We start from the raw sequence: 23,399 nt of genomic DNA on the forward strand, positions 1-23,399 counted from the left end.
CGCGGGCTGCACGTCCCGCGTGCCAAAAACAAACCGCTTACCGCGGTCCCGGAATACCCCACATACCGGCAGGTATCCGCATACCGGTCGAGCAAGCGCACTCGCGAAGGAATCCGCCCATGCCCCGCATGACCCGTGAAGAAAGCCAGGCGCAGACGCGCGAGAAGCTCATCGGCGTCGCGCAGATGCTCTTCGCGCGCGACGGCTATGCCGCCACTTCGCTCGAACGCATTGCCGACGAAGCAGGCTACAGCAAAGGCGCCGTCTATTCGAATTTCGACGGCAAGGAAGCGCTGTTTCTCGACGTGCTCGATGCGCACGGCAAGACGAGCCTCGCCGCCATTCTCGCCGCGCTGCACGATGCGCACACGCTCGACGACGCCATCGAACGCCTCGCGCGCTGGTCCGACAAACAGTCGCGCACCGGCAACTGGCCTTCGCTGATCGTCGAATACGCGCGCCACGCCAAACCGGCCAGCGCGTTTCGCAAAGCCCAGGAAAAAGTGCTGCGCGCACAATGGCGCGCACTCGGCGAACGGCTGCTCGCGCTGACTGCCACTTCGGCCAGCGCCACGCTCTCGCCCGAAACGGTCGGTGCGCTCGTGTTCGAGTTGACCTACGCGCCCGCGATGAGTTTCGTCAGCCAGCCCACGTCGGGCGATTTATTGCGTGTGGCACTGCAAGGCGTGTTTGGCGCAAGCGCCGCGCCTGCTCCCGCACGCAAGCGCGCGAAGCGTTGAACACGTGCGCGGATACGCTCAGGAAACGAGCGTGACGCCGCCATCGACGGCAATCGTCTGGCCCGTCACGAAACCGTTGCTCATGAGGAAGAGATACGCGGCAGCCACTTCCTCGACTTTCGCGGTGCGCCCGAGCGGAATGAGCGACGTGAAGCGCTGCTCGATGGCATCCACGTCGCTTGCGGGCAGATTGCGCCAGAGCGGCGTGCGCGTCCAGGTGGGCGCGACCGCATTCACGCGAGCGCGCGGCGCGAGTTCCACGGCGAGCCCTTCGACCAGGGTACGAATGGCGTCGTTACCGACAATCGCACCCGACGCATTGTGCGGTCGCCCGCCCGAGCCCGCCGTGAACACGAAGCTGCCGCCTTCGCGCAGACGCGGCGCAGCGTGACGCGCGAGCCGCAGATTGGCGTAAAACTTTTCTTCCACGGCCTGGCGAATGGTCTCGAGCGGCGCTTCGAGAAAACCGCCGCCCATGGCGCCGCCCGCCATCGAGACGAGATGATCGAACGGTTCGATGCGCGCGAAAAAGTCCGTTAGCGCGGCTTCGTCGGCGATATCGAGCGCGAGCGCGCTCACCGTGTTTTGCGACGTGGCGAGCGCGGCCAGCGCGGCGTCGCGCCGCTGCGCATCGCGGCCCGTGATGACGACCTGCGCGCCGGCGTCGCGCGCCATGCGGGCCACTTCAAAACCGAAGCCCGACGTACCGCCGACGATCACTACGCGCCGGCCCTTGAGTTCCGCTGTCATGTTTCACTCCCGATGCTCGCCGCATTCCCGCATTTCGCTGGTCCGCGCCGATTTCAGATTTTCAGATTCCAATGGGTATCTGAATACTACACCGAATTCCGAAACCGGATCGGAGGCGAAACAGACATCCGGCCTCAGGTCTGCACCCCGCGAATCAGCTTGTCGAGCAGATGATCGAGTTGCTCGCGCTCGCGCACGCTCAGCGGCTTGAGCACCGCCTGCTCGTTGGCGATGTGATGCGGAAGAATCTCGTCGATCAGGTCCGCGCCCTTCTGCGTCAGGCACACATCCACGCTGCGCCGGTCTTTCGCCGACGCGCGCCGCTCGATCAGGCCCGAACGCTCCAGTCGATCGAGGCGGCTCGTCATCGCGCCGGAGGACAGCATCAGCGCTTCGTAAAGCTCGGTCGGCGTGAGCTGATACGGCGCACCGGCGCGACGCAACGCCGCGATCACGTCGAACTCGCCGGTCTGCAAACCGAATTGCGCGGCGAGCGGCATCAACCGCGTGCGCTCGATCAGATGTGTCGCTTCCAGCAAACGGCCCACTGTGGCCATCACAGTCGAATCGATATCCGGCCGTTCCTTGCGCCATTGTTCGGCCGCGCGCCTGGCTCGTCCCATCACCGTCACTCCCGTGCAAATTTTCTCGACGTCAAGATATCAGCTTGCGCCGCCGTTGTAACCAGGTTAGTTTACTCGACGTCAAGATACTTTGTATCGAGATAAAACCCCTCACTGATGCCCGACCCGGGAGACGCCAGATGGCCTATTACGTCCACGAACAACGCCGCAACTATTACGTCGAATTCGGCGGGGGCCGCCCCGTCGTGCTGCTGCACGGCATCGGCAATACGGGCCGCGCATGGAGTCCGCAGATTGCGCCGCTGGTCGCGGCCGGGTGTCGTGTGATCGTGCCCGATCATGCGGGTCACGGCGCGTCAACGCGAATTGGCGCGCCGCTCGGCATCGCCGATCTCGCGCGCGACGTGATCGCGCTGCTCGATCATCTCGACATCGAACGCGCGGATATCGTGGGGCTGTCGCTCGGCGGCCTGATCGGCATCGAGCTGGCGCTTGGCGCAAGCGCGCGTGTCGGGCGGCTCGTGCTCGCCAACAGTTTTCCGTCGACCGCGACCGACGCGTTTCGCGCGCTCGCCGATCAATGGGCGACGACGTTTCGCGCCAAGGACGGTCCGGTCGTGCGTTTCGAAGGCTCCTGGCCGTTCAACGTGAGCGCCGCGTTTCGCGCGAGCGACGAAGGGACGCGCACGTGGCAGACGTGGCATGGCATCGCCGCGATGTCCGATGGCGCGTCGCTCGCGTGGATCGCGCAAGGCGTGGTGGATTACGACGCGAGCGGCCGGCTCGCGCAGATCGCGCAGCCCACGCTGATCGTGGCGGGCAGCGACGACCGCATTTCGCCGCCTGCGCTCGGTCAGGCGATGTGCGAACAGATTCGCGGCGCGCGATTCGTGGAAATTTCAGGGGCCGCGCACATCAGCAATGTCGATTCGGCGCGCGCGTTCAACGATGCGTTGACGGATTTTCTGGCGCCATGACGCGCCTTTTTACGCTTCGCCCGCTTCACTCGCGACGCGCGCATCGAACGCCGCGCGCGCGATATCGACGGCGTCGAGGTTGTGCAGCGTCCACGCATAGAGCGCCCTGAACGGCCCTTGCAGCGAGCGCCCCAGTTGCGTGATCTCGTATTCGACCGCGACCGGCGACACCGGAATCACCCGGCGCGACACCAGCCCATTGCGCTCCAGACGGCGCAGACATTGCGTCAGCGCCTTCTGCGTGACGCCTTCCAGATGGCGCTTGATCGCGTTGAAGCGCATCGGGCCCGCGTCGAGCACGGTCAGAATCATCATCGACCATTTGTCCGCGATCTGGTCGATCAGCAGACGGCTCGGACAATCGACGGAAAAATGTTGGCGGCAATCGGGCTTAAGCGGCAAGGGCGGCATGGGGCAGGTTTCCTCGAGGATACCTAGGCGAAACAAAGTGCGTTCTTGACGCCAGGTATCCGGAATATACCATTCGGGGTGCTGCGGGATTCAGCCGCAATTCAGACCGGCATGCGCGCATGCCCTTGACACCCACGGAGCCCCACCCGATGTCTTCGTTTGCAACCGATGTCCTGTTTCAACCTTTCTCGGTCGGCTCGCTGACGCTGCCGAACCGTATCGTCATGGCGCCGATGACGCGCTCCTTCGCGGCGGACGGCATTCCCGGCCCGACGAACGCGGCCTACTACCGGCGTCGCGCGGAAGGCGGCGTCGGCCTGATCCTGTCGGAAGGCACGGTCGTGAACCGCCCCGCGTCGCGCAACCATCCGGGCATTCCGTTCTTCCACGGCGAGGCGGCGCTCGCGGGCTGGCAGCACGTGATCGACGAAGTGCACGCAGCGGGCGGCCGCATGGGCCCGCAACTCTGGCACACGGGCGCGGTGAAAAGCTTCCTCACCGACTGGACGCCGGACGCGCCCGTCGAAAGCCCCTCGGGTCTCGACGCGCCGGGCGTGGAGCGCGGCGTGGCGATGACCGACGCCGATATCGCCGATACGATCGCCGCGTTCGCGCAAGCGGCCGCCGACGCCAAGCGCCTCGGCTTCGACACGGTCGAACTGCACGGCGCACACGGCTATCTGATCGACCAGTTCTTCTGGTCCGGCACGAACCGGCGCGACGACCGCTACGGCGGCCCGAGCATTGGCGAACGCGCGCGTTTCGCGGCGGAAATCATCGCGGCCGTGCGCGCCGCCGTCGGCCCCGACTATCCGATCGTGATCCGCCTGAGTCAGTGGAAGCAGCAGGATTACAAGGCGCGCCTCGCGCCCTCGCCGCAGGAGATGGCGCAATGGCTCGAACCGCTCGTCGCCGCGGGCGCGAGCGTGCTGCATTGCTCGCAGCGCCGTTTCTGGGAGCCGGAATTTCCGGAAGTCGATGGCGAAAACGGCCTGAATTTCGCGGGCTGGGCCAAGAAGTTGACGGGCGCGGCCACGATCAGCGTCGGCTCCGTCGGCCTCTCGGGCGATTTCATGGGCGCGTTCGGCGGCGAAGGCTCGACGAGCGTCGGACTCGACCGCCTGGTCGAGCGGATGGAGCGCGACGAGTTCGATCTGATCGCCGTGGGCCGCGCGCTCATCACCGATGCGTCGTGGGCCGCCAAGGTGCGCTCGGGCGATGTCGACGGGCTGCGCGGTTTCGAACCGGCTTCGCTGCACGAACTGGTTTAATCGACGGCGCAGCGACAGCAGCAACAACGCGCCACGCGGCCGTTTCCGGCAGAGCGTTTCATCGATAAAACTCCGATGGCGCAATGCCGAAATGCCGCTTGAACATCGCGGCAAACGCGCTCTGACTCGTGTAGCCGAGATCGAGCGCGACCGCGACGATCTTCTCGCCGCTCGCAAGCCGCTCCAGCGCGAGAAAGAGGCGCGCGTGCTGTCGCCAGCGCCCCGGCGTCATGCCGGTTTCGCGCTGAAAAGCGCGATGCAGCGTGCGCTCGGCCATGCCCAGTTGCGCCGCCCAGGGCGCGAGTTCGTGCGACGCGTCGGGCGTGTCGATGATCGCATCGCAGAGCTTGCGCAGGCGCGCGTCCTCGGGCCACGGCAAGTGCAGCGGCAGACGCTGGATCACCGTGAGTTCGGCTAGCAGCAAGCGCATCAGCAGATCGTCGCGGCTGCCGTGCGCGTAGTCGAACGGCACGTCCACGGCGCCGAGAATCAGCTCGCGCAGCAAGGGCGGCACGGCGATGACGCAACTGCCATACGGCAGATCCGGCGCCGCGTGCGGCTCCACGAACACGGTCCGCATGCGCACGTTGCCGCTCATGCGGACCGTGTGCTCGAGCCCGGCGTCGATCCAGACCGCGCGCGTGGGCGGCACGACCCAGCGGCCCGCCTGCGCCTCGATCAGCATCACCCCCTCGACCGCATACAGCAGTTGCGCACGCCGATGCCGATGCGTGGCGACGAACGCGCCGTGCGGATAGTCGGCGGCGAGCGCCGCGAGCGGCATGGGCGTGTCTTCGAACGGGACGTGGACGTCCGGCGGCGGAATAGCGGGCATCGGCGGGAACGGGTGAAAAACCAGGGTGAAAAACCCGGGGTGACAATCCGGGTTGTGAATCCATGTGGCAGTTTCACGACAGGTCTTGCCATTTTAGCGCGAGACAGACCACCGTTACGACGCGCATGCTCGGGGCTCGCTGATTCCTTCCACCGCTGCCCCTGAACCACGAGGCCCGCATGCCCGCACCCTCTTCGCGCTCCGCGCTCCCTTCGCTGTTCCCGATCGTCGCGATTGCGCTGTGGTCCGGCAACGTCATGGTGTCGCGCCTGTCCGCGCACACCATCGATCCCTACGCGATCACCTTCTGGCGTCTCGTGCTCGCCGTCGCGCTGATGAGCCTTTTCGTGCCAGCCGCCGCCTGGCGCAACCGCGCCGCCATCGTCCCGCAATTGCCGAAGCTCGCTTTTCTCGGTCTGCTCGCGATGGCGCTGTTCCAGTGCCTCTCCTACGAGGCCGCGAAAACCACCACCGCCACCAACATGGCGATCATGACCGCGCTCGTGCCGCTGCTGACGATGCTGCTCTCGGTCGCGCTGCTCGGCGAAACGCCGACCGCGGGCATGGCGGCCGGCGGCGTGCTGTCGTTCGCGGGTCTCGTCTGGCTGATTACCGGCGGCAATCCGCCCGCCCTGCTCGCAGGCGGCGTCCATCCCGGCGATCTGCTGATGCTCGGCGCGGGCGCCGCCTACGCGCTCTACGGCGTGCTGCTGCGGCGCTGGCACGTCGGCTTGCCGTCCTGGCAATCGACCTATTTTCAGGCGATCGCGGCGCTGATCGTCATGTTGCTCCTGATTCTGCGCCTGCCGCTCGCCGATGCGCTGCCCAATCGCGCAAGCCTGCCGCTGATCGCTTATGCGGGCTCGCTCGCCTCGGTCGTGCTGCCGTTCTTCTGGATGCAGGGCGTGAAGCATCTCGGCCCGAACCGCTGCAGCATGTATATGAATCTGCTGCCCGTGTTCACTGCGGTGCTGGCCGTCGGCTGCTTCGGCGAGCGGCTGCATGCCTATCACCTGCTCGGTGGCGGCGTGGCGCTCGCGGGCGTGCTGCTCGCGCAGACGTGGCGCGCGCCGTTGTCGGTGCGGCGTGTGGCCACGATGCCGCGCGAACCGTCCTGCGATTGAGCCGTGACGACGCCCGATCTACAGCCCGACGCCCATTTGCGCGCGCCCGGTCGCCGTGAGATCGTCGAGACTCGCGCGGCCGGTGAAATTCACTTCGAAATGATCGGCGGGAAAATCGGGCGGACTTTCTCCGTCGATGAAGCTCGGCAGTTGACGCCGTAAATAGGCGTCGTTTTTCGCGCACGCGGGCAGCGAGGCGATGTACATCACATTGCTGTAACCGCTGCCGCGATGCGCGTCCTCGACCGCGTGAATCACATCGCTGTGCCAGAACACGGTGTCGCCGGGCTGCATCAGCGGGATCGACGAAAGCGCGCGGAACAGCGGCGCGTGATACGCCTCCTTGATCGACAGCGCGCGGCCCGGCATGGCGCCGCAAAGGTCGTCGTCGGCGATATCGTCTTGCAGCGCGCGCAGCAGGATGTAGACCATGGCGTTGGCGATCGGCACGAGCTGCAGCGTGCCGTCGCCCGGCCCCTGCTGCGTCAGCGCGGTCCAACCCTGGAAGGTTCGGAACATCGAGCACACGGCGGGCGAGGCGATTTCCTCGACCTCCGTGCGCCAGGCCGCGTCGAACGGATCGTACGCGCGCCAGTTGCCGGAAAACACCTCGCGATAGACCTTGCGGAAATTCGCCTCGATCCAGCGCTCGACCGAGCCGCCATCGCAATGCGCCGACAAGCCCAGCGACTCCGAACCCGGCGGACGCCGGCGCAAGCGGTCCGCATAAACCGGCACGCGGTCGGGATCGAAATGCACGCGCCCTTCGCTTTCGCTGCGCCAGAGCCGGTTCAGAAAAACGCGCGCCTGCGTGAGTTCCGCGGACTGGCGCGCCAGCACTTGCGGCTTCGACCAGTACACGCCGTAAATCTGCGGTTTGCTGGAAGCCAGTTGTCCGAAGTATCGATCCTCCGCGCGATTTTCGAGTTTTTTGTCGAGGCGATTGCGCTCGACATAGTCGGCGATATCGCGGTCCCATTGCTCGACGCGCGCGCGATCGAATACGTTGCGGATCACACACGCGCCGCGCGTTTTCACGCTCGCGATCTGCTCCGCGCTCACGCGACGGGCGGCGATATCGTCGAAGCGGATCTCGGGAATCACCGGCTCGCCGCGCTCGCGCAGCGCCGCGATGCGTTCGGCCTGCGCGATCATGTCCGCCTCGACTTCGGCGAACACCTCGCGATAGTTGGGCAGCCGCTCGCGAAGTTCATTCTTTGCGGCGCGAATGGCGCCAGGGAGGTCGTCGATCTGCAGGGGCATGCGCGTCTCCGTGTTGTGTTCCCGTCTTTATCGGCCCTAGCTTACGTGAGCGGCGAACGAAGCGAAAGCGCGTGACGCCGGGGCGCAATCCGGCGCGGATATTGCGTACATTGCTTTAATTGCGCCAACGCCACGCGGTAGTATCACGGACCGATGGGATTCGAGACGTTTCCCGCAGCCGATACCGTCTTTGCGACGCTGTTCAAGCGGCGCATTCAACCAAGAGATAGACCATGACCACGACATTCGACGCGGCCACGACGGCGGCGATTGCCGCGTTTGCCCAACTCGATTTCTACACGGCCGTGCAGGCGATGCGCGCCGAGGCCGACTACGACCGCGAGCGCGACCAATGGCTCACGGACTACATCGACGAGCGTGGCGGCGGCGCGGACGATGCCGAGTACGACGCGCTGCACGCGCAAGCCCAGGCGCCCCCGGAATACGCGCAATTCATCGAAGGCGTGCGCAAGGAATTGCAGGAATATTTTGGCGTGACCGGCGAGCAACTGGACTGGATCATTCTGCTGCGCGACGACGAAAGCGACGAACTGTGGGCGGAAGTCAACCGCCAGCGGACCGCGCTGGGCACCGGCGAAGTGCGCGGCGATCTTTGAGCGTTGCGGAGGCAGTCGAGGAGGCGGCGCGCGGCAAACCTTACGTGGTTTTCGGGCGCAATGCTGGCCGCCCCGCCACACTTCCCACATGGTGGAATAACATGCCCGCGCGGTAAATATCCTTTCCGGATTCTGCGCTAAAAGCGTGCAAAGACCGCCTTACAACCGGCGCAGCGAAAGCTCCAACGCCCGCGCAGATCACAGAAAAACCGAGCTAAAACAATGCTCTAACCAGACCCAAAGAATCCCCGACAAACCACCTTCCGCGCAACGCACCTCCCACGCCTCCAACCGCTCCGCTAATCAACTCTTATATAAGACATAAGACATTTGACGATAGACGGCACAGCGATTAAAATCGCGGTCAAAGTAGTGGTAGTGCCCGGAATAGCCTCGGCGTGTCTGGAACGCCTTCCCCTGAAACGCAATACAGCAGGTCCCCCATGCTTGAAAACTTTCGTGCTCACGTAGCCGCACGCGCCGCGCTCGGCATCCCCCCCCTGCCTCTCACGGCTCAGCAAACCGCCGAGCTGGTGGAACTGCTGACGAATCCGCCCGCAGGCGAAGAGGCCACGCTGGTCGATCTGATCACCAACCGCGTGCCGGCCGGTGTGGACGAAGCCGCGCGCGTGAAGGCCGGCTTCCTGGCCGCCGTCGCCAAGGGTGAAACCGCCTGCGCGCTGATCTCGCGCGAACGCGCCACCGAACTGCTCGGCACGATGCTCGGCGGCTACAACATCGCCCCGCTGATCGAACTGCTGGCCGACCCGGCCGTGGGCACCGTCGCCGCCGACGCGCTCAAGAAAACCCTGCTGATGTTCGACCAGTTCCACGACGTCAAGGAACTCGCCGACAAGGGCAACGCGAACGCCAAGGCCGTGCTGCAAAGCTGGGCCGACGCCGAATGGTTCACGAGCCGTCCGGAAGTCCCGCAAAGCCTGACCATCACGGTCTTCAAGGTCACGGGCGAAACCAACACCGACGACCTGTCGCCGGCTCCGGACGCCACCACGCGCCCGGACATCCCGCTGCACGCGCTCGCCATGCTGAAGAACGCCCGTCCCGGCATCACGCCGGAAGAAGACGGCAAGCGCGGCCCGGTCAAGTTCATCGAATCGCTGAAGGAAAAGGGTCACCTGGTCGCCTACGTCGGCGACGTGGTCGGCACGGGTTCGTCGCGTAAATCGGCCACCAACTCGGTGCTCTGGTTCACGGGCGAAGACATCCCCTTCATCCCGAACAAGCGCTTCGGCGGCGTGTGCCTCGGCGGCAAGATCGCCCCGATCTTCTACAACACGATGGAAGACGCTGGCGCACTGCCGATCGAACTCGACGTGTCGCAGATGGAAATGGGCGACGTGGTCGAACTGCGTCCGTACGAAGGCAAGGCGCTGAAGAACGGCGCCGTGATCGCCGAATTCACGGTCAAGTCCGACGTGCTGTTCGACGAAGTGCGCGCCGGCGGCCGCATTCCGCTGATCATCGGCCGCGGCCTGACCGCCAAGGCGCGTGAAGCGCTCGGCCTCAAGCCGTCGACGCTGTTCCGTCTGCCGCAACAACCGGTCGACAGCGGCAAGGGCTTCTCGCTCGCGCAGAAGATGGTTGGCCGCGCCTGCGGTCTGCCGGAAGGCCAGGGCGTGCGCCCGGGCACGTACTGCGAACCGAAGATGACCTCGGTCGGCTCGCAGGACACCACGGGCCCGATGACCCGCGACGAACTGAAGGATCTGGCGTGCCTCGGCTTCTCGGCCGACCTCGTCATGCAATCGTTCTGCCACACGGCCGCTTATCCGAAGCCCGTCGACGTCAAGACGCACCAGACGCTGCCGAACTTCATCAGCACGCGCGGCGGTATCGCGCTGCGTCCGGGCGACGGCGTGATCCACTCGTGGCTGAACCGCATGCTGCTGCCCGACACCGTCGGCACCGGCGGCGACTCGCACACGCGCTTCCCGATCGGCATCAGCTTCCCGGCAGGTTCGGGTCTGGTCGCCTTCGCGGCTGCCACCGGCACGATGCCGCTGGACATGCCGGAATCGGTGCTGGTCCGCTTCAAGGGCAAGATGCAGCCGGGCGTCACGCTGCGCGACCTCGTCAACGCGATCCCGCTGTGGGCCATCAAGGAAGGCACGCTGACGGTCGCCAAGCAAGGCAAGAAGAACATTTTCTCGGGCCGCATTCTCGAAATCGAAGGCCTGCCCGACCTGAAGGTCGAGCAAGCGTTCGAACTGTCGGATGCGTCGGCTGAGCGTTCGGCTGCCGGTTGCACGGTGCACCTGAACAAGGAACCGATCATCGAGTACCTCAACAGCAACATCACGCTGCTGAAGTGGATGATCGCGCAAGGCTATCAAGACCCGCGCAGCCTCGAACGCCGTATCAAGGCGATGGAAGCGTGGCTGGCCGACCCGCAACTGCTCCAGCCGGACGCAGACGCGGAATACGCCGCCGTCATCGAAATCGATCTGGCCGACGTGCATGAGCCGATCGTGGCCTGCCCGAACGACCCGGACGACGTGAAGACGCTGTCGGACGTCGCCGGCGCGAAGATCGACGAAGTGTTCATCGGTTCGTGCATGACCAACATCGGTCACTTCCGCGCCGCGTCGAAGCTGCTCGAAGGCAAGCGTGACATCCCCGTGAAGCTGTGGGTTGCGCCGCCGACCAAGATGGATCAGAAGCAGCTGACCGAAGAAGGCCACTACGGCGTGTTCGGCACGGCTGGCGCGCGTACCGAAATGCCGGGCTGCTCGCTGTGCATGGGTAACCAGGCACAGGTGCGCGAAGGCGCGACGGTGATGTCGACGTCGACGCGTAACTTCCCGAACCGTCTGGGCAAGAACACGAACGTGTACCTCGGCTCGGCGGAACTGGCGGCGATCTGCTCGCGTCTGGGCAAGATTCCGACCAAGGAAGAGTACATGGCCGACATGGGCGTGCTGACCGCCAACGGCGACAAGATCTATCAGTACATGAACTTCGACAAGATCGAAGACTTCAAGGAAGTCGCCGACAGCGTGCAGATCTAAACGCGACGAGCGGCTACGGCGCGATAGCGGAAACGCAAACTCGCGCCGTCGTCCGACTCTTCAGTTTTGCGTTTTAGCGGCATGCCAATAGCGCCGCAGGCTCCAGGCCTGCGGCGCTATTTTTTTATGGATCGTGCGGATTCAGGTACGCCGTCACGCCCGCTCGGGCGCGCTCGCCGACGGCATCAGCAGCATCGCCACGACGAGCGAGATGATGCATCCGGCCAGCACTTCCTCGATGCGCAGGCGCGCAAGCGGCACGATCGCAAAACCCAGTTGCCCGTACACGAGCCCGACCAGCATCGTGATGAAGAAGACGCCGCGCGCGTACGCGTGAAGAATGTAATAGGCCCAGCCGAACACCGATAAGGCCATTGCGGCCACCAGCACCCAGGGTTCGTGGCCGCAAAGGCCGATGAGCAGCACGCTCGCCGCCGCGCCCGTGAGCGTGCCCGCGATGCGCTTCATCACGCGGGCGCGCGTGCCCTGATGCGAGGTCGTGCCGAGAAACACCACGAAGGTGCTGATGACGGCCCACATCGCGCGATCCGCCGATAACGCGCTGCCCGCCAGCATCGCCAGCAACGCCGCGACGGTGGCCACCAGCGCCGGACGCCACGCGAGCCGATGAAGCCGATGCGCGAACAGTTCGCCCAGCGGCCGACGCGAGGGTCGCCCCGTGACGAGCACATCGGCGGCAATACGCAGCGCATTGGCGATGCGCGCCTTCGCCGCCGCGAAGGTCGCGGGCACGCCGCGCATAAACGCCGCGCGCGATCGCGATGACGCCGCCTCCACGCGCTCGACCGGAATCACCACGCGCCCCACGAACGCGACGACGAACGGCGCGAGCGCCATGCCGGTCAGCATCTCCGTGAGGCGCGCATCCACCGGATGCAAATATAGCCCGAGGTAGAACGCCACCAGCGTCAGCAACGCGGCGCCCACGGCGCGCGCGCCGAGCGACTGGCACAACATGCCGACGAACACCACAAGTAACGAGCCCGCGTCGCGCAACATCGGTTGCGAGGCGACCGTGGCGGCGGCCGCGAACGCCGCGCAGGCGCAGCCGCACAAGATCAGCAGCGACACCAGCCAGCCGGAAAGCCGCGACTCGCGCAGAAAGAGCGGCGCGATCATCGCGAACAGTGCGGCGGGGACGGCGAGCGTCGCGGTCTGATGGTGCTGGAGCGCCCACGGCACGCCGAGGCTCGCAGTGAGCAGGCTCGCGAGCGTGGAGCGTGCGGCGCCGCGTAGACGCGCGAATTCGGGGTCGTGAAGCAGCGCGCGGTTGAAGGCGCGTGAACAGGCGGCGGCGATCATGGTCGACGATATCCGTGATGTCGGCATCCGGCTTGTGGCCGTATCCGACGTCCGGGCGCGAAGCCCGGCGATGAGGGGACGCCGGATGCGCCGCCCGACCGGGATCTCCGGTCCTGCGCGCGCACGGCGAGACAGTCCCCCAAGCCGCGAGCGCCTGTGTCGAGGGTACGACGTGCGGCGCGCGGCTCGGGTTTTCCCGAATGATATCTGGTCAAAATAACGCGGGCGTGTCGATGTTGCCCGACGGCCCGCGCAGAACCTGCCGAACCTGCCGAACCTACGTTTACATCGCCGGATCGAGTTGAATCGCGTGGGCCGCGCGCAAGGTCGCGCCGAGGAATTGGCCCATGCTTTCGCCGCATTCGCGTGAACCCATTTGCCGCAGCCTCCGCGGCCCGCCTCCTTGCGCGAGATCATCGAGCGAACTGCGCCGCCTTGCTATCTTGATAATTTCCCCGAGACAGCCGTTGTGCTCGCTCCGCCCCGCCTCATGTCCTCGCCCGTCGCGTCTTCTCCCTCGCTTTTGCCTCCCGAGCTGCAACTCGGCGAGCCCGTCACCGACGCCATGCACACCGAATTCGTGCGTCTGCTCGACCTCGCGCACGATGCGCCGGACACGGCGCTCGTCGAGGCGCTCGACGCGTGGATCGCGCACACGCGCGAGCATTTTGCGCAGGAAGAGCGCTGGATGGAGGCGCTCGAATTCGGGCCGCGTCATTGCCATGCGGGCCAGCATCGCCATGCGCTGCACGTCGCCGGCCTCGTGCGCGACGAGATCGCCCAGAACGCGCGCTTCGATCTCGGCCGGCGGCTGATCGGCGAATTGCGCGAGTGGTTCGCGTTTCACGTCAAGACGATGGATTCGATGATGATCGGCCACATGCGCGAGACCGGCGTCGCGCCCGTCGTCTGACGCGCGCCGCGCGTTCGTGCCCGCGCTCCGGCGCGCCGCTGTTTCCTTTCCGCTCACTCCCTCCGCAGATCAGGTCCATGAATAACGATGTCATCATCGTCGGGGGCGGCCCCGTCGGTCTCTGTCTCGCGCGTGCGCTCAGCGGCCGCGGCCTGCGCATCGCTCTCGTCGAACAGCAGCCGCTCGACGTGATCGCGACGCCCGCCTTCGACGGCCGCGAAATCGCGCTCACGCAACAATCCGTGCGCCTGATGCGCGAACTCGGCCTGTGGGAGCGTATCGACGCCGACGCCCGCTCGCCGATGCGCGCCGCGAAAATCTTCAACGGCCTCTCCACGCATGCGCTCGAAATCGGCAGCGACTCGCGCGAGCATGCGGAGCTGGGCTGGCTGGTCGCCAATCAGGTCATCCGCCAGACGGCCTTCGACGCGTTGCAGGCGAACATCGCCACGCACGGCGACGTCACGGTGATCGCGGGCGAAGCGGTCAGCGCCGTGGACACCGACGCCGAATCGGCGCGCGTAACGCTCGAAAACGGCACGGTCTTGACGGGCGCGCTGGTCGTGGCCGCCGACAGCCGCTTTTCCGCGACGCGCCGCATGATGGGCATCGCCGCCGATCTGCACGACTTCGGCAAGACCATGCTCGTCTGCCGCATGACGCACGAGCTGCCGCATCGCGAGGCGGCCTGGGAGTGGTTCGGCTACGGCCAGACGCTCGCGCTGCTGCCGATGAACGCGCATGCGCCGAGCGGCGCGCATCAGTCGTCGGTCGTGCTCACGCTGCCCGCGCATGAAATCAGTGCGCTCGCGGCGCTCGATGCTGAGGCGTTCGGCGCGAATCTCGAACGCCGTTTCGCGCGGCGGCTCGGCGCGATGCAACTGGTCAGCACGCGCCATCTCTATCCGCTCGTCTCGGTCTACGCGGACCGTTTCGCGGCCACGCGTTTTGCCGCGATCGGCGACGCGGCCGTGGGCATGCATCCGGTCACGGCGCACGGCTTCAACTTCGGCCTCGCGAGCGTGGAAACGCTTTGCGAATGCCTGACGACCACGCTGCGCGAAGGCGGCGATATCGGCGCGTTGAACGTGTTGCGCCGCTACGAGAGCCGCCATCGGCGCGCGACGCGGCCGCTGTTTCTGGCCACGCGCCTGATCACCGAGATCTATACCAACGGCACGCTGCCCGCGCGGCTCGCGCGCAACGTCATGCTGCGCGCGGCTTCGCATCTCGCGCCGTTCCGCAAAGCCGTGGCCGCTTCGCTGACCGGATAAGCATCTCGTCAAATAACGAAAAATTACCGGCGCTCATTCATGCGCCGGTTTCAAAAACAGCAACACTCCGACGCCATCAAAAGCAAAACGAAATACGCACGAAATGCGATCGAAATATTTCAATAAATTAATAACAGAAATTTTACGATTTATTTCAACATCGAATTGAGAAATTCGAACCAGATTATCAACGAGTTAATTCAAAACAACGCGGCCCTCGACGGCCGCGTTGTGCTTTTCACGCTGTAAACCCCCGCCCGCAAGCCGCTCGCCGCCGGCTTTCAATTGCCCGATTCCCACCGGGCGTCAATTGGCTTCATTACCTGCATCGCGCGCAATAATCGCCGAAAACCGCCTACCGGATATTCGGAATTCTTTATAAAAGTTTCACACTCGAATGATTCAATGCGCCCACTTTGACGGCGCCTCAAAGAATCCCGATTGCGAATATTGCGATCGTCCCCCTGCTTGCTTTCAACCCAATAAGACGAAGCGCCATACTAAAATCCAGGAGCGCGCGAAATGCAACACAGAAAAGCTTTGCTATCCATCTCGTTCGCTGCGGCGGTCGCGACCATCGCGGCCTGCGGCAGCAGCAACAACACGCCGTCCAGCTCGACGACGGCGGCCGCCTCGCCGCAAGATGCGCTCGCGACGAGCACGCCGATCAAGCACCTCGTGGTCATCTTCGGCGAGAACGAGTCCTTCGATCATTACTTCGGCACCTATCCGAACGCGCAGAACCCCGAAGGCGAGCCGACGTTTACGGCGGCTGCGGGCACGCCGACCGTCAACGGTCTCACGTCCGCGCTGCTGACGAGCAACCCGACGGTGGCGAACACGAAGAACGCGACGGGCACAAACATCAATCCGTTCCGCCTCGACCGTTCGCAGGCCGCCACGGAAAGCCAGAACCACAACTACACGCCGGAACAGCTCGCCGCCGACGACGGCAAGATGGATCTGTATCCGCTGAACACCGGCAATAACGCCGTGGGTTCGGCGAACACGTTCGGCGAGCCGGGCCTCGTGATGGGCTATTACGACGGCAACACCGTGACCGCGCTCTGGAACTACGCGCAACACTTCGCGATGAGCGACAACGCGTACACGGACACCTACGGTCCGTCGACGCCGGGCGCGATCTCGGTGATCTCGGGCCAGCACAACGGCGCCGTGGTGACGTCGAGCGGCGCGGTCGTCACGGGCAGCGCGACGACGAGCCCGTCGACCGACGTGGTGTACGACCTGCAAGGCGGCTGGACGCTCGTCGGCGACCTCGACCCGACCGGCGACGCCTGCACGGTCGCGGCCGGTTCGAGCACGACGGCGGCGATGTCCTCGAAGAACATCGGCGATCTGCTGAATTCGAGCGGCGTCACGTGGGGCGGCTTCATGGGCGGCTTCAATCTGCAGACCGTGAACGCGAACGGCACGACGGGCTGCAACCGCTCGACGTATTCGTCCGTGCTCGGCGCGAGCGAAAACGACTACGTGCAGCATCACGCGTGGTTCCAGTACTACACGAGCACGCAGAACCTCGCGCATACGCGTCCGTCGTCGGTCGCGGCGATCGGCTACACCGATCCGCTCGACAACACGGCCACGCCGGTGCATCACCAGTACGACGTGAACGACTTCTTCACGGCGGTCAAGGCGGGCAACTTCCCGTCGGTGAGCTTCCTGAAGGCACCGGCGGTCGCCGACGCCCACCCGGGCAACTCCGATCCGCTCGACGAACAGTCGTTCGTGACGAGCGTGGTGAACTTCCTCCAGCAGCAGCCCGACTGGAAGAACACCGCGGTCATCGTGACCTACGACGACTCGGACGGCTGGTACGACCACCAGTACATCGCGCCGACGACCTCCTCGTTCGACTCGACCTCGGCGGAAACGACGGGCCAGACGACCAAGACGGCCGTGACGGGCGCCGACCAGCTCAACGGCGCGGGCGTCTGTAACGCCACGGGCGCGGTGCAAGGCGCGGGCGTGAACGGCGGCGCCGTGAATGGCCGCTGCGGTCCGGGCACGCGCATTCCGTTCCTCGTGATCTCGCCGTACGCGAAGGCGAATTTCGTCGACGGCACCACCGTGGTCACGCAGTCCTCGGTCGTGCGCTTCATCGAGGACAACTGGCTCGGCGGCGCACGCATCGGCCAGGGCTCGAACGACGCGAACGCGGGCAGCATCATGAACCTGTTCAACTTCGCGAGCACGTCGCCGATCGCGCCGCTGTATCTCGACTCGAACAAGGGCACGCAGCTCTCGTCGGCGCCCGCTGCGATCACGGGACCGTCGCTCTAAGCGTCGCCCCGTCGCATCCAGCACAACGTTTGACCATCGACGGGCGTCCCGGCTTCCCTGCATCGTTTGACGCAGCGTTGGGACGCTCTTGCGCATCGGTCCGGCCACGGTCGGATCGATGCTTTTTTCCTGGCTTGTTCCTTTTTACTGCGCCCGGCATGCACGCAGGTTCGCCGGGCCTCGCGGGCATCGCTCATCACTCGTCTATGTCAACGCAACCGTACCGTCCGTCCCCTTCCGCCGATTCCTCCGCGCCCAAGGGGCCGCCCGGAGCCAGCCAGAAACGCGGCCGCACGCGCCTGCTGAGCGGCTGCGCGGTCGTGCTGTTCGCGCTCGCCGGGCTGACCGGTTATGCGCTCGCCTATCCCGAACGCATGCCCGCCGCCGTGGGCGACGCGGTGGAAGACCTCACCGGCGCGAATCCGCATCCCGTGCAGCTCGTGTTGCCGCCGCAGGCGCCGCTGAGCGCGGTCGCGAAACTCGGCAAGCAGATTTTCTACGACACGTCGTTGTCCGCGTCGGGCAAGCAGTCGTGCGCGTCGTGTCATAGCGCGACGCGCGGCTACGGTCCGCCGAACGATCTCGACACCCAGCTCGGCGGCCCGAATCTCGATCGCCAGAGCTATCGCCCGCCGCCCTCGCTCGCGTATCTGTATCGCCAGGCGCCGTTCAGCATCGGCCCCGATGCCGCCGACGCCGCCGCGCCGCCCGACTTCAACGCGCTCGCCCAGGCCGCCAAGGGCACGCAGCGCGCCGACAAGGTCGCGGGTGCGACGCCCACGACCGTCGCCATGGTGCCGGTGGGCGGCCTGTTCTGGGACGGCCGCGCCGATTCGTATCAGCGCCAGGCGCTCGGGCCGCTGCTCAATCCGACCGAAATGGCGAACCCGGATGCCGCCACGGTCGCCGCTAAACTCGCGCACGCGTCTTACTCGGACACCTTCCGCAAACTGTTCGGCCCGCGCATTTTCGACAACCCGACCTTGCTGACCGCCGAGGCGATGTTCGCGGTCGGCCGCTTCGAATTCGAGGAACCGGATTTCCACGCGTTCACCAGCAAATACGACGCGTGGCTGCAAGGCAAGGCGCGGCTCACGCACGCCGAACTGCGCGGCCTGCGTCTGTTCAACGATTCGAAGAAGGCGAATTGCGCCGGTTGCCACTTGAGCCAGCCGACCTCGGACGGCCTGCCGCCGCTCTTCACCGACACGCAGTACGAAGCGCTCGGCGTGCCGCGCAATCCGCGCCTGGAAGCGAATCACGATCCGAAATTCTTCGACCTCGGACTGTGCGGGCCGATCCGCCAGGACCTCGCGCAGCAGACGCAGTATTGCGGCATGTTCCTCACGCCGACGCTGCGCAACAGCGCGATTCGTCGCGTGTATTTCCACAACGGCGTCTATCACGATCTGAAGCAGGTGATGGACTTCTACAACCTGCGCAATACCGATCCGGGCAAGATCTATCCGCGCGACGCCTCGGGCAAGGTGCAGGTGTACAACGACATTCCTAAGGCGTGGCAAGGCAACGTCGATTACGCCGATGCGCCGTTCGACCGCAAGCCGGCCGATCAGCCCGCGATGTCCGATCAGGATATCCAGGACATCATCGCGTTCATCGGCACGCTCACGGACGGTTACAAGGCGAAGTAAGCGCGGCTGCCGCTATTGGCACGAGGCGAAAAAAAACGCGCGGAGCGATCCGCGCGTTTTCTGTTTTGTCGACCGGCGAGGCTCGCCGGTGCGTGCGTCCAAAGCGTCAGGCCGATGCGTTCTCGGCGTTCAGCTTCGTGACCGCGCCCGTCGACGCGTCGTAGCGATAGCCCTGTGCTTCGAGCTGGGCGCTGATCGCCTCGACGATCACGCGCTGCTGGAACTCCTTGCGCAGCAACTCGTGATCCGGCTTGAGCTGGCTCAGCTCGCCGGCGAGGCGGCGGCTCAGCGATGCTTCGCCCACGCCGCGTGCGTGGATCAGCATCATCTGCTCGTTGGACTGGATCAGTTGCTGCTTGAGGCCGTTCGCGTAGTCGGCCCACTTCTTGAGGTTATCGCGCGCTTCGTTGATCGCGGCGGCGTGCGTTTGCGCTTCCTGCGTGAACTGGGCCTTCAGCGTTTCCAGCGCTTCGATGGCCGCCGTGTCCTGCTGCGCTGCTTGCTGCGCTTCCTGCGGCGCCGACGCGGCTGCCTGAGCTTCCGCGGCCTGAGCTTGTGCGTGAGCTTGTGCCTGCGCCTGCAGCGCCTCATGCGCTTCCTGCGCGTCCTTCACCGCCTGCTCGGCCTTCGCGATCGCTTCCGCGTTGGCGGCGGCTTCGGCTGCCGCGTTTTCCGCGAGTTGCGACAGTTCGGCCGCGCGTTCCTGCGCTTCCGTCACGGTCGCCGACAGACGCGCGATCTCGGTCGCGCCGGCATCGCGTTCTTCGGTCAGGCTGGCGACCTGCGTCTGCACGTTCTGCAGCTCGCTGGCGGCGGCGTCACGTTCGGCTTGCGCGCTGCTGACTTCGTCGCGACGCGCGGCGTGCGCTTCCTGCTCGGCTTGCAGCGCGGCGCGGATCGATTCGAGTTCGCCTTCCAGACGCGCGACCGTTTCCGCGTGCGCGGCTTCCAGCGCGGCGCGCTCGGCTTCGTTATCGACGGCGGGTTCGGCTGCCTGTTCGGCTGCCTGCGCCGCTGCTTGTTCGGCCGCTGCTTGCTCCGCCGCGGCTTGTTCCGCTGCGGCTTGCTCTGCTGCGGCTTGTTCTGCGGCCAGTTCTGCTGCGGCCTGTTCCGCCGCTGCCTGCTCAGCAGCGTGTTGCGCTGCTGCCTGTTCGGCCGCGATCTGATCCGCTGCCGCCTTTTCCGCCGCAGCCTGTTCCGCCGCCGCTTGCGCTGCCGCCTGCTCGGCTGCCGCGCGTTCCGCTGCCGCTGCCTGCTCCGCCACGATCTGCTGCGCGGCGGCCGTGGCTGCCGCGGCGATCTCGGTCTGGCGGACCACTTCGGCCTCGGCGGCTTCACGCGCCGCGCGCTCGGCCGCGAATTCCGACGCGGCCTGCTCGAGTTCCGCTTCGAGCAGGTTGACGCGCTCGGTCAGTTCCTGCACGCGCTTTTCGGCGGCGTCGGTGCGCTGCACGGCCAGTGCGATGTCCTCGTCCAGTCCGCTGCCGGCGTCGACCTTCGCTTCGTAGGCGCTCGTCATGCGGTCCAGCTGAACTTGCAGCGAATCCAGTTCCTGGACGGTGTTCTGCAACTCGGCGAGCGCGTCGTCGCGCTCGCTGCACGCGTCCTCGACGCGCTCGCGCATCGACGCCAGACGGCGTGTCACGGCGCGCTCGGCTTCGTCCTGCGCCGACGTCCACAGACGGTCGAGCGCGTCGCGCATCGTTTCGGTGACGGCGTCGGGCAAGGCCGGGCGCTCGGAAACCTGCGGCACGCGCGGCGCACGCGCCTCGCGCCACTTGCGCAGCGACGCGGCGACGGAGACCACGGAGCCGGTATGGACTTCCGACCAGATGGCCACGGGCGACACCGTCTGGCCGTCTTCGGCCATCCGGTCCGCGATTTCAGCGACGAGTTCGTCGGTGATCGCAATACTGCTGCTAGACATATCCGCCTCGATAACGCTAAGAAAATTGACGATCGACGAAACCGCAGGTCGATCGGTGGTGAGCATAGCCCCCGCAATATGAAAATTGTCGGGGCTCGGCCCCAAAGTTAATTGGCGGAAAAGCCGGGGGAACGGGGACGTATTCGCGCAATTGGATATCGTCGCCGCAGAGTGTGGGGCCAGATTTTATAAAGCGATCCCGGGTTCTTCAAGACGTAATTTGGACGCGCTTGACCTGGGCGCGCGCCGCATTTGTCTGGTGAATCGCCGACAAAACCGCCTTTCGTCGCCTCGTTGCCTCGCTTTGATGAACAATCGCCGATTGCGGTCGGCCCGTGAACTCCGCCGTTGACGGCAGACGCCGCCGACGATTTCTTGCGCATCCGGCATGCCGCGCCGCCAAAATCGGCTGGATCGCGAGCGCGATGCGGATTGACTTCGTGCACGGCACGCCGACGGCTCTACCGATGCTTGTGACGCTCGGCGCGCTGGCGATCGGGAATTCGATCGGCCTCGCGGTGCGCGGTTCGACCATATCGGACTCGACACGACGTGGCTGCGCGAACCGAGCACATTACTAAGCATGCCAAATCAAATCGCGCGACTAAAATCCCCTCAAGCCGCCAGCATAGCAAGCGCGATATCCATTTCCAGCGCGACAAAAAGCAACTCACGCGCGCATTCGAACGACGCTTGCTACGCAAAGCATCGACATCCCACGCACCATGCTTTCTGCTTATCCGGTCATCGATTGTCATAATCGCGCCGCCGAACCCGCGCCATCGAATCGAAAAAAATGCTAAGAACACGGTTCCTGAATTCGCGGCGGCTCGTTCGCCGCGCCGTCCTCCGGCACGCGAGTGCCCACCGTTTCTCTCCATGAACGCCATGTCCTTAACTCTGTTTTCCCGTCGCGCGGCCGCGTTCGCCGTTGCGCTCCTCCTGCTCGCGGGGCTGGCGCTGCTGCGCGCGTCGCCCGCCTTCGCCGATCCCGGCGCGGCACTGGCCGTGGTCGCGCCCGTGCAAAGCTGCGAGGCGCTCGCCCAGACGAAGCTCGATGTCGCCGTCGGCGCCGCCGTGGCGATCGAAACGAAACGCGTGAGCACCGCGCAAGGCGAGTTCTGCGAAGTAAGCGGCACGATCGCGCCGTCGATCGGCTTCAAGCTCGATCTGCCGACTCAAAAGTGGACGCAACGCTATCTGCAAGCCGGTTGCGGCGGGCTGTGCGGCCAGATCAACGCGAGCATCGGCAACGCGGGCGATTGCCGTCCCGCGCTCGACGGCGAGTTCGCCGTCGCCGCGACCGACATGGGCCACACGGGCCGCATGGGTTCGCCCGACGAAGGCGCGTTCGCAGCCGATCCGCAAAAGCGCATCGATTTCGCTTATCGCGCGAATCACTTGACCGCGCTCGCCTCGAAAGCGCTGATGCGCGCGTTCTACGGCGTCGCGCCGCGTTACACGTATTTCTCCGGCTGCTCGGACGGCGGCCGCGAAGCGCTGATGGAAGCGCAGCGCTATCCCGAGGACTTCGACGGCATTTCGGCGGGCGCGCCCGCGATGCTGTTCCAGATCCAGAACTCGTTCTTCCACGCGTGGACCGTGGCGGCCAATCGCGACAGCAACGGCAAGCCGATCCTGCTCGCGCCGAAGCTGCGCGTGCTGCACGACGCGGTGATCGCGCATTGCGACACGCTCGACGGCGTCAAGGACGGCCTGCTCAGCGATCCGCGCGCGTGCCGCGTGCAGCCGAGCTGGGTTGCGTGCAAGACCGGCGCGACCGACACGGCGCATTGCCTCACGCCCGCCGAATGGTCGGTGGCGAAGAAAATCTACACGGGCCCGACCGACGCCGCCGGTCATCGCTTCCTGCCGGGCGGCCTCGAACCCGGTTCGGAGCTGATGTGGGGCTCGTTCGTGCCGCGCGACGCCAACTCGCGCGTGATGTCCGAATCGCTGTTCGCGAGCATGGTGCCGGTGGTCAATCTCGCGCCGTCGCAGGCCGAATCGAGCGCGACGACGTTCCCGTTCACGACCGCCCAATTCGCGCGCATGCAGGAACTGCATCCGCTCAACGACGCGACCAATCCCGATCTGCACGCGTTCTCCGCGCGCGGCGGCAAGCTCATCATGTGGCACGGCTGGGCTGACTTCTCGATCGCGCCGATGATCTCCATCGCCTACTATCGCGCCGTGCAGGCCGAGCTGGGCGTGGCCGCGACCGACCGCTTCCTGCGCCTCTTCATGATCCCGGGCGTGGGCCATTGTGGTGGCGGCGACGGCTTCGCGCAGGTCGATACGCTGAGCCCGCTGATGTCGTGGGTGGAGCGCGGCACCGCGCCCGCGAGCCTGCACGCGGACCGCATCGCCGCGAGCGCGGGCGGCTTCGGTCCGCCGCCGGCGGC

General features: G+C 65.6%; 19 protein-coding genes. 11 read left to right on the forward strand and 8 right to left on the reverse strand.

All coding sequences use genetic code 11. The features are described 5' to 3' along the window. Positions 1-119 precede the first annotated feature (119 nt). The gene (locus G3N97_RS11855; RefSeq protein ID WP_205993380.1) at positions 120-740 is read left to right on the forward strand and encodes a TetR/AcrR family transcriptional regulator; all 621 of its coding nucleotides are present in this window, start codon (positions 120-122) and stop codon (positions 738-740) included. A gap of 18 nt (positions 741-758) precedes the next feature. Here G3N97_RS11855 and G3N97_RS11860 read toward each other — a convergent pair whose 3' ends face one another. Together G3N97_RS11860 and G3N97_RS11865 are read right to left on the reverse strand one after the other, a co-directional pair. Continuing rightward, on the reverse strand, positions 759-1,490 hold the full coding sequence (locus G3N97_RS11860; protein ID WP_205993381.1) for an SDR family oxidoreductase: 732 nt from the start codon (positions 1,488-1,490) through the stop codon (positions 759-761). 134 nt (positions 1,491-1,624) lie between these two features. Further along, positions 1,625-2,113: a MarR family transcriptional regulator gene (locus G3N97_RS11865; RefSeq protein WP_205993382.1), complete on the reverse strand. Its 489-nt coding sequence runs from the start codon at positions 2,111-2,113 to the stop codon at positions 1,625-1,627. A 140-nt stretch (positions 2,114-2,253) separates the two neighbouring features. Here G3N97_RS11865 and G3N97_RS11870 point away from each other — a divergent pair, with 140 nt between their 5' ends. Next, positions 2,254-3,051 (forward strand): alpha/beta fold hydrolase, encoded by a 798-nt coding sequence (locus G3N97_RS11870; RefSeq protein ID WP_205993383.1) that lies wholly within the window; start codon positions 2,254-2,256, stop codon positions 3,049-3,051. 9 nt (positions 3,052-3,060) lie between these two features. Here G3N97_RS11870 and G3N97_RS11875 read toward each other — a convergent pair whose 3' ends face one another. After that, positions 3,061-3,462, reverse strand: coding sequence for a helix-turn-helix domain-containing protein (locus G3N97_RS11875; protein ID WP_205993384.1), 402 nt, complete (start codon positions 3,460-3,462; stop codon positions 3,061-3,063). Between the two features lie 149 nt (positions 3,463-3,611). Between G3N97_RS11875 and G3N97_RS11880 the strand changes: the two genes are divergently transcribed. Next, entirely contained in the window at positions 3,612-4,733 is a 1,122-nt protein-coding gene (locus G3N97_RS11880; protein ID WP_205993385.1) for an NADH:flavin oxidoreductase, read from the forward strand. A 58-nt stretch (positions 4,734-4,791) separates the two neighbouring features. On the opposite strand, the gene G3N97_RS11885 is transcribed toward G3N97_RS11880, so the two are convergent. Continuing rightward, positions 4,792-5,568: a helix-turn-helix transcriptional regulator gene (locus G3N97_RS11885; RefSeq protein ID WP_241030534.1), complete on the reverse strand. Its 777-nt coding sequence runs from the start codon at positions 5,566-5,568 to the stop codon at positions 4,792-4,794. Between the two features lie 179 nt (positions 5,569-5,747). Here G3N97_RS11885 and G3N97_RS11890 point away from each other — a divergent pair, with 179 nt between their 5' ends. Next, positions 5,748-6,692, forward strand: coding sequence for a DMT family transporter (locus G3N97_RS11890; RefSeq protein WP_205993386.1), 945 nt, complete (start codon positions 5,748-5,750; stop codon positions 6,690-6,692). Between the two features lie 18 nt (positions 6,693-6,710). Here G3N97_RS11890 and G3N97_RS11895 read toward each other — a convergent pair whose 3' ends face one another. Further along, on the reverse strand, positions 6,711-7,955 hold the full coding sequence (locus G3N97_RS11895) for a DUF1479 domain-containing protein (RefSeq protein ID WP_205993387.1): 1,245 nt from the start codon (positions 7,953-7,955) through the stop codon (positions 6,711-6,713). Between the two features lie 233 nt (positions 7,956-8,188). Here G3N97_RS11895 and G3N97_RS11900 point away from each other — a divergent pair, with 233 nt between their 5' ends. Further along, entirely contained in the window at positions 8,189-8,572 is a 384-nt protein-coding gene (locus tag G3N97_RS11900) for an ATP-dependent protease (RefSeq protein ID WP_205993388.1), read from the forward strand. A 443-nt stretch (positions 8,573-9,015) separates the two neighbouring features. Further along, positions 9,016-11,601 carry a bifunctional aconitate hydratase 2/2-methylisocitrate dehydratase gene (gene acnB, locus G3N97_RS11905; protein WP_065064085.1) on the forward strand — a complete coding sequence of 862 codons (2,586 nt, stop codon included), beginning with the start codon at positions 9,016-9,018 and terminating at the stop codon, positions 11,599-11,601. A 153-nt stretch (positions 11,602-11,754) separates the two neighbouring features. Here the strand turns inward: acnB and G3N97_RS11910 are convergent, their stop codons facing one another. Further along, complete coding sequence (locus G3N97_RS11910; protein ID WP_241030535.1) at positions 11,755-12,924, reverse strand: FUSC family protein; 1,170 nt, start codon at positions 12,922-12,924, stop codon at positions 11,755-11,757. Positions 12,925-13,414: 490 nt separating this feature from the next. Between G3N97_RS11910 and G3N97_RS11915 the strand changes: the two genes are divergently transcribed. The 4 genes from G3N97_RS11915 to G3N97_RS11930 all read left to right on the forward strand — a co-directional run bounded on the left by G3N97_RS11915 (position 13,415) and on the right by G3N97_RS11930 (position 19,067). Continuing rightward, positions 13,415-13,837 carry a hemerythrin domain-containing protein gene (locus G3N97_RS11915; RefSeq protein ID WP_205993390.1) on the forward strand — a complete coding sequence of 141 codons (423 nt, stop codon included), beginning with the start codon at positions 13,415-13,417 and terminating at the stop codon, positions 13,835-13,837. Positions 13,838-13,914: 77 nt separating this feature from the next. Continuing rightward, entirely contained in the window at positions 13,915-15,111 is a 1,197-nt protein-coding gene (gene ubiM / locus G3N97_RS11920; RefSeq protein ID WP_205993391.1) for a 5-demethoxyubiquinol-8 5-hydroxylase UbiM, read from the forward strand. Between the two features lie 522 nt (positions 15,112-15,633). Continuing rightward, complete coding sequence (locus G3N97_RS11925) at positions 15,634-17,415, forward strand: alkaline phosphatase family protein (RefSeq protein ID WP_205993392.1); 1,782 nt, start codon at positions 15,634-15,636, stop codon at positions 17,413-17,415. Between the two features lie 206 nt (positions 17,416-17,621). After that, a complete protein-coding gene (locus tag G3N97_RS11930) occupies positions 17,622-19,067 on the forward strand; it encodes a cytochrome c peroxidase (protein ID WP_205993393.1) in 1,446 nt (481 codons plus the stop codon). A 106-nt stretch (positions 19,068-19,173) separates the two neighbouring features. On the opposite strand, the gene G3N97_RS11935 is transcribed toward G3N97_RS11930, so the two are convergent. After that, entirely contained in the window at positions 19,174-20,994 is a 1,821-nt protein-coding gene (locus G3N97_RS11935; protein WP_205993394.1) for a DNA-binding protein, read from the reverse strand. Between the two features lie 208 nt (positions 20,995-21,202). After that, on the reverse strand, positions 21,203-21,529 hold the full coding sequence (locus tag G3N97_RS11940) for a hypothetical protein (protein ID WP_205993395.1): 327 nt from the start codon (positions 21,527-21,529) through the stop codon (positions 21,203-21,205). A gap of 353 nt (positions 21,530-21,882) precedes the next feature. On the opposite strand from G3N97_RS11940, the gene G3N97_RS11945 reads away from it, so the two are divergent. Continuing rightward, the coding region (locus tag G3N97_RS11945; RefSeq protein WP_205993396.1) for a tannase/feruloyl esterase family alpha/beta hydrolase at positions 21,883-23,399 on the forward strand (1,517 nt) is incomplete at its 3' end.

The organism is Paraburkholderia sp. Ac-20347 (assembly GCF_017104805.1).
Lineage (GTDB): Bacteria > Pseudomonadota > Gammaproteobacteria > Burkholderiales > Burkholderiaceae > Paraburkholderia > Paraburkholderia tropica.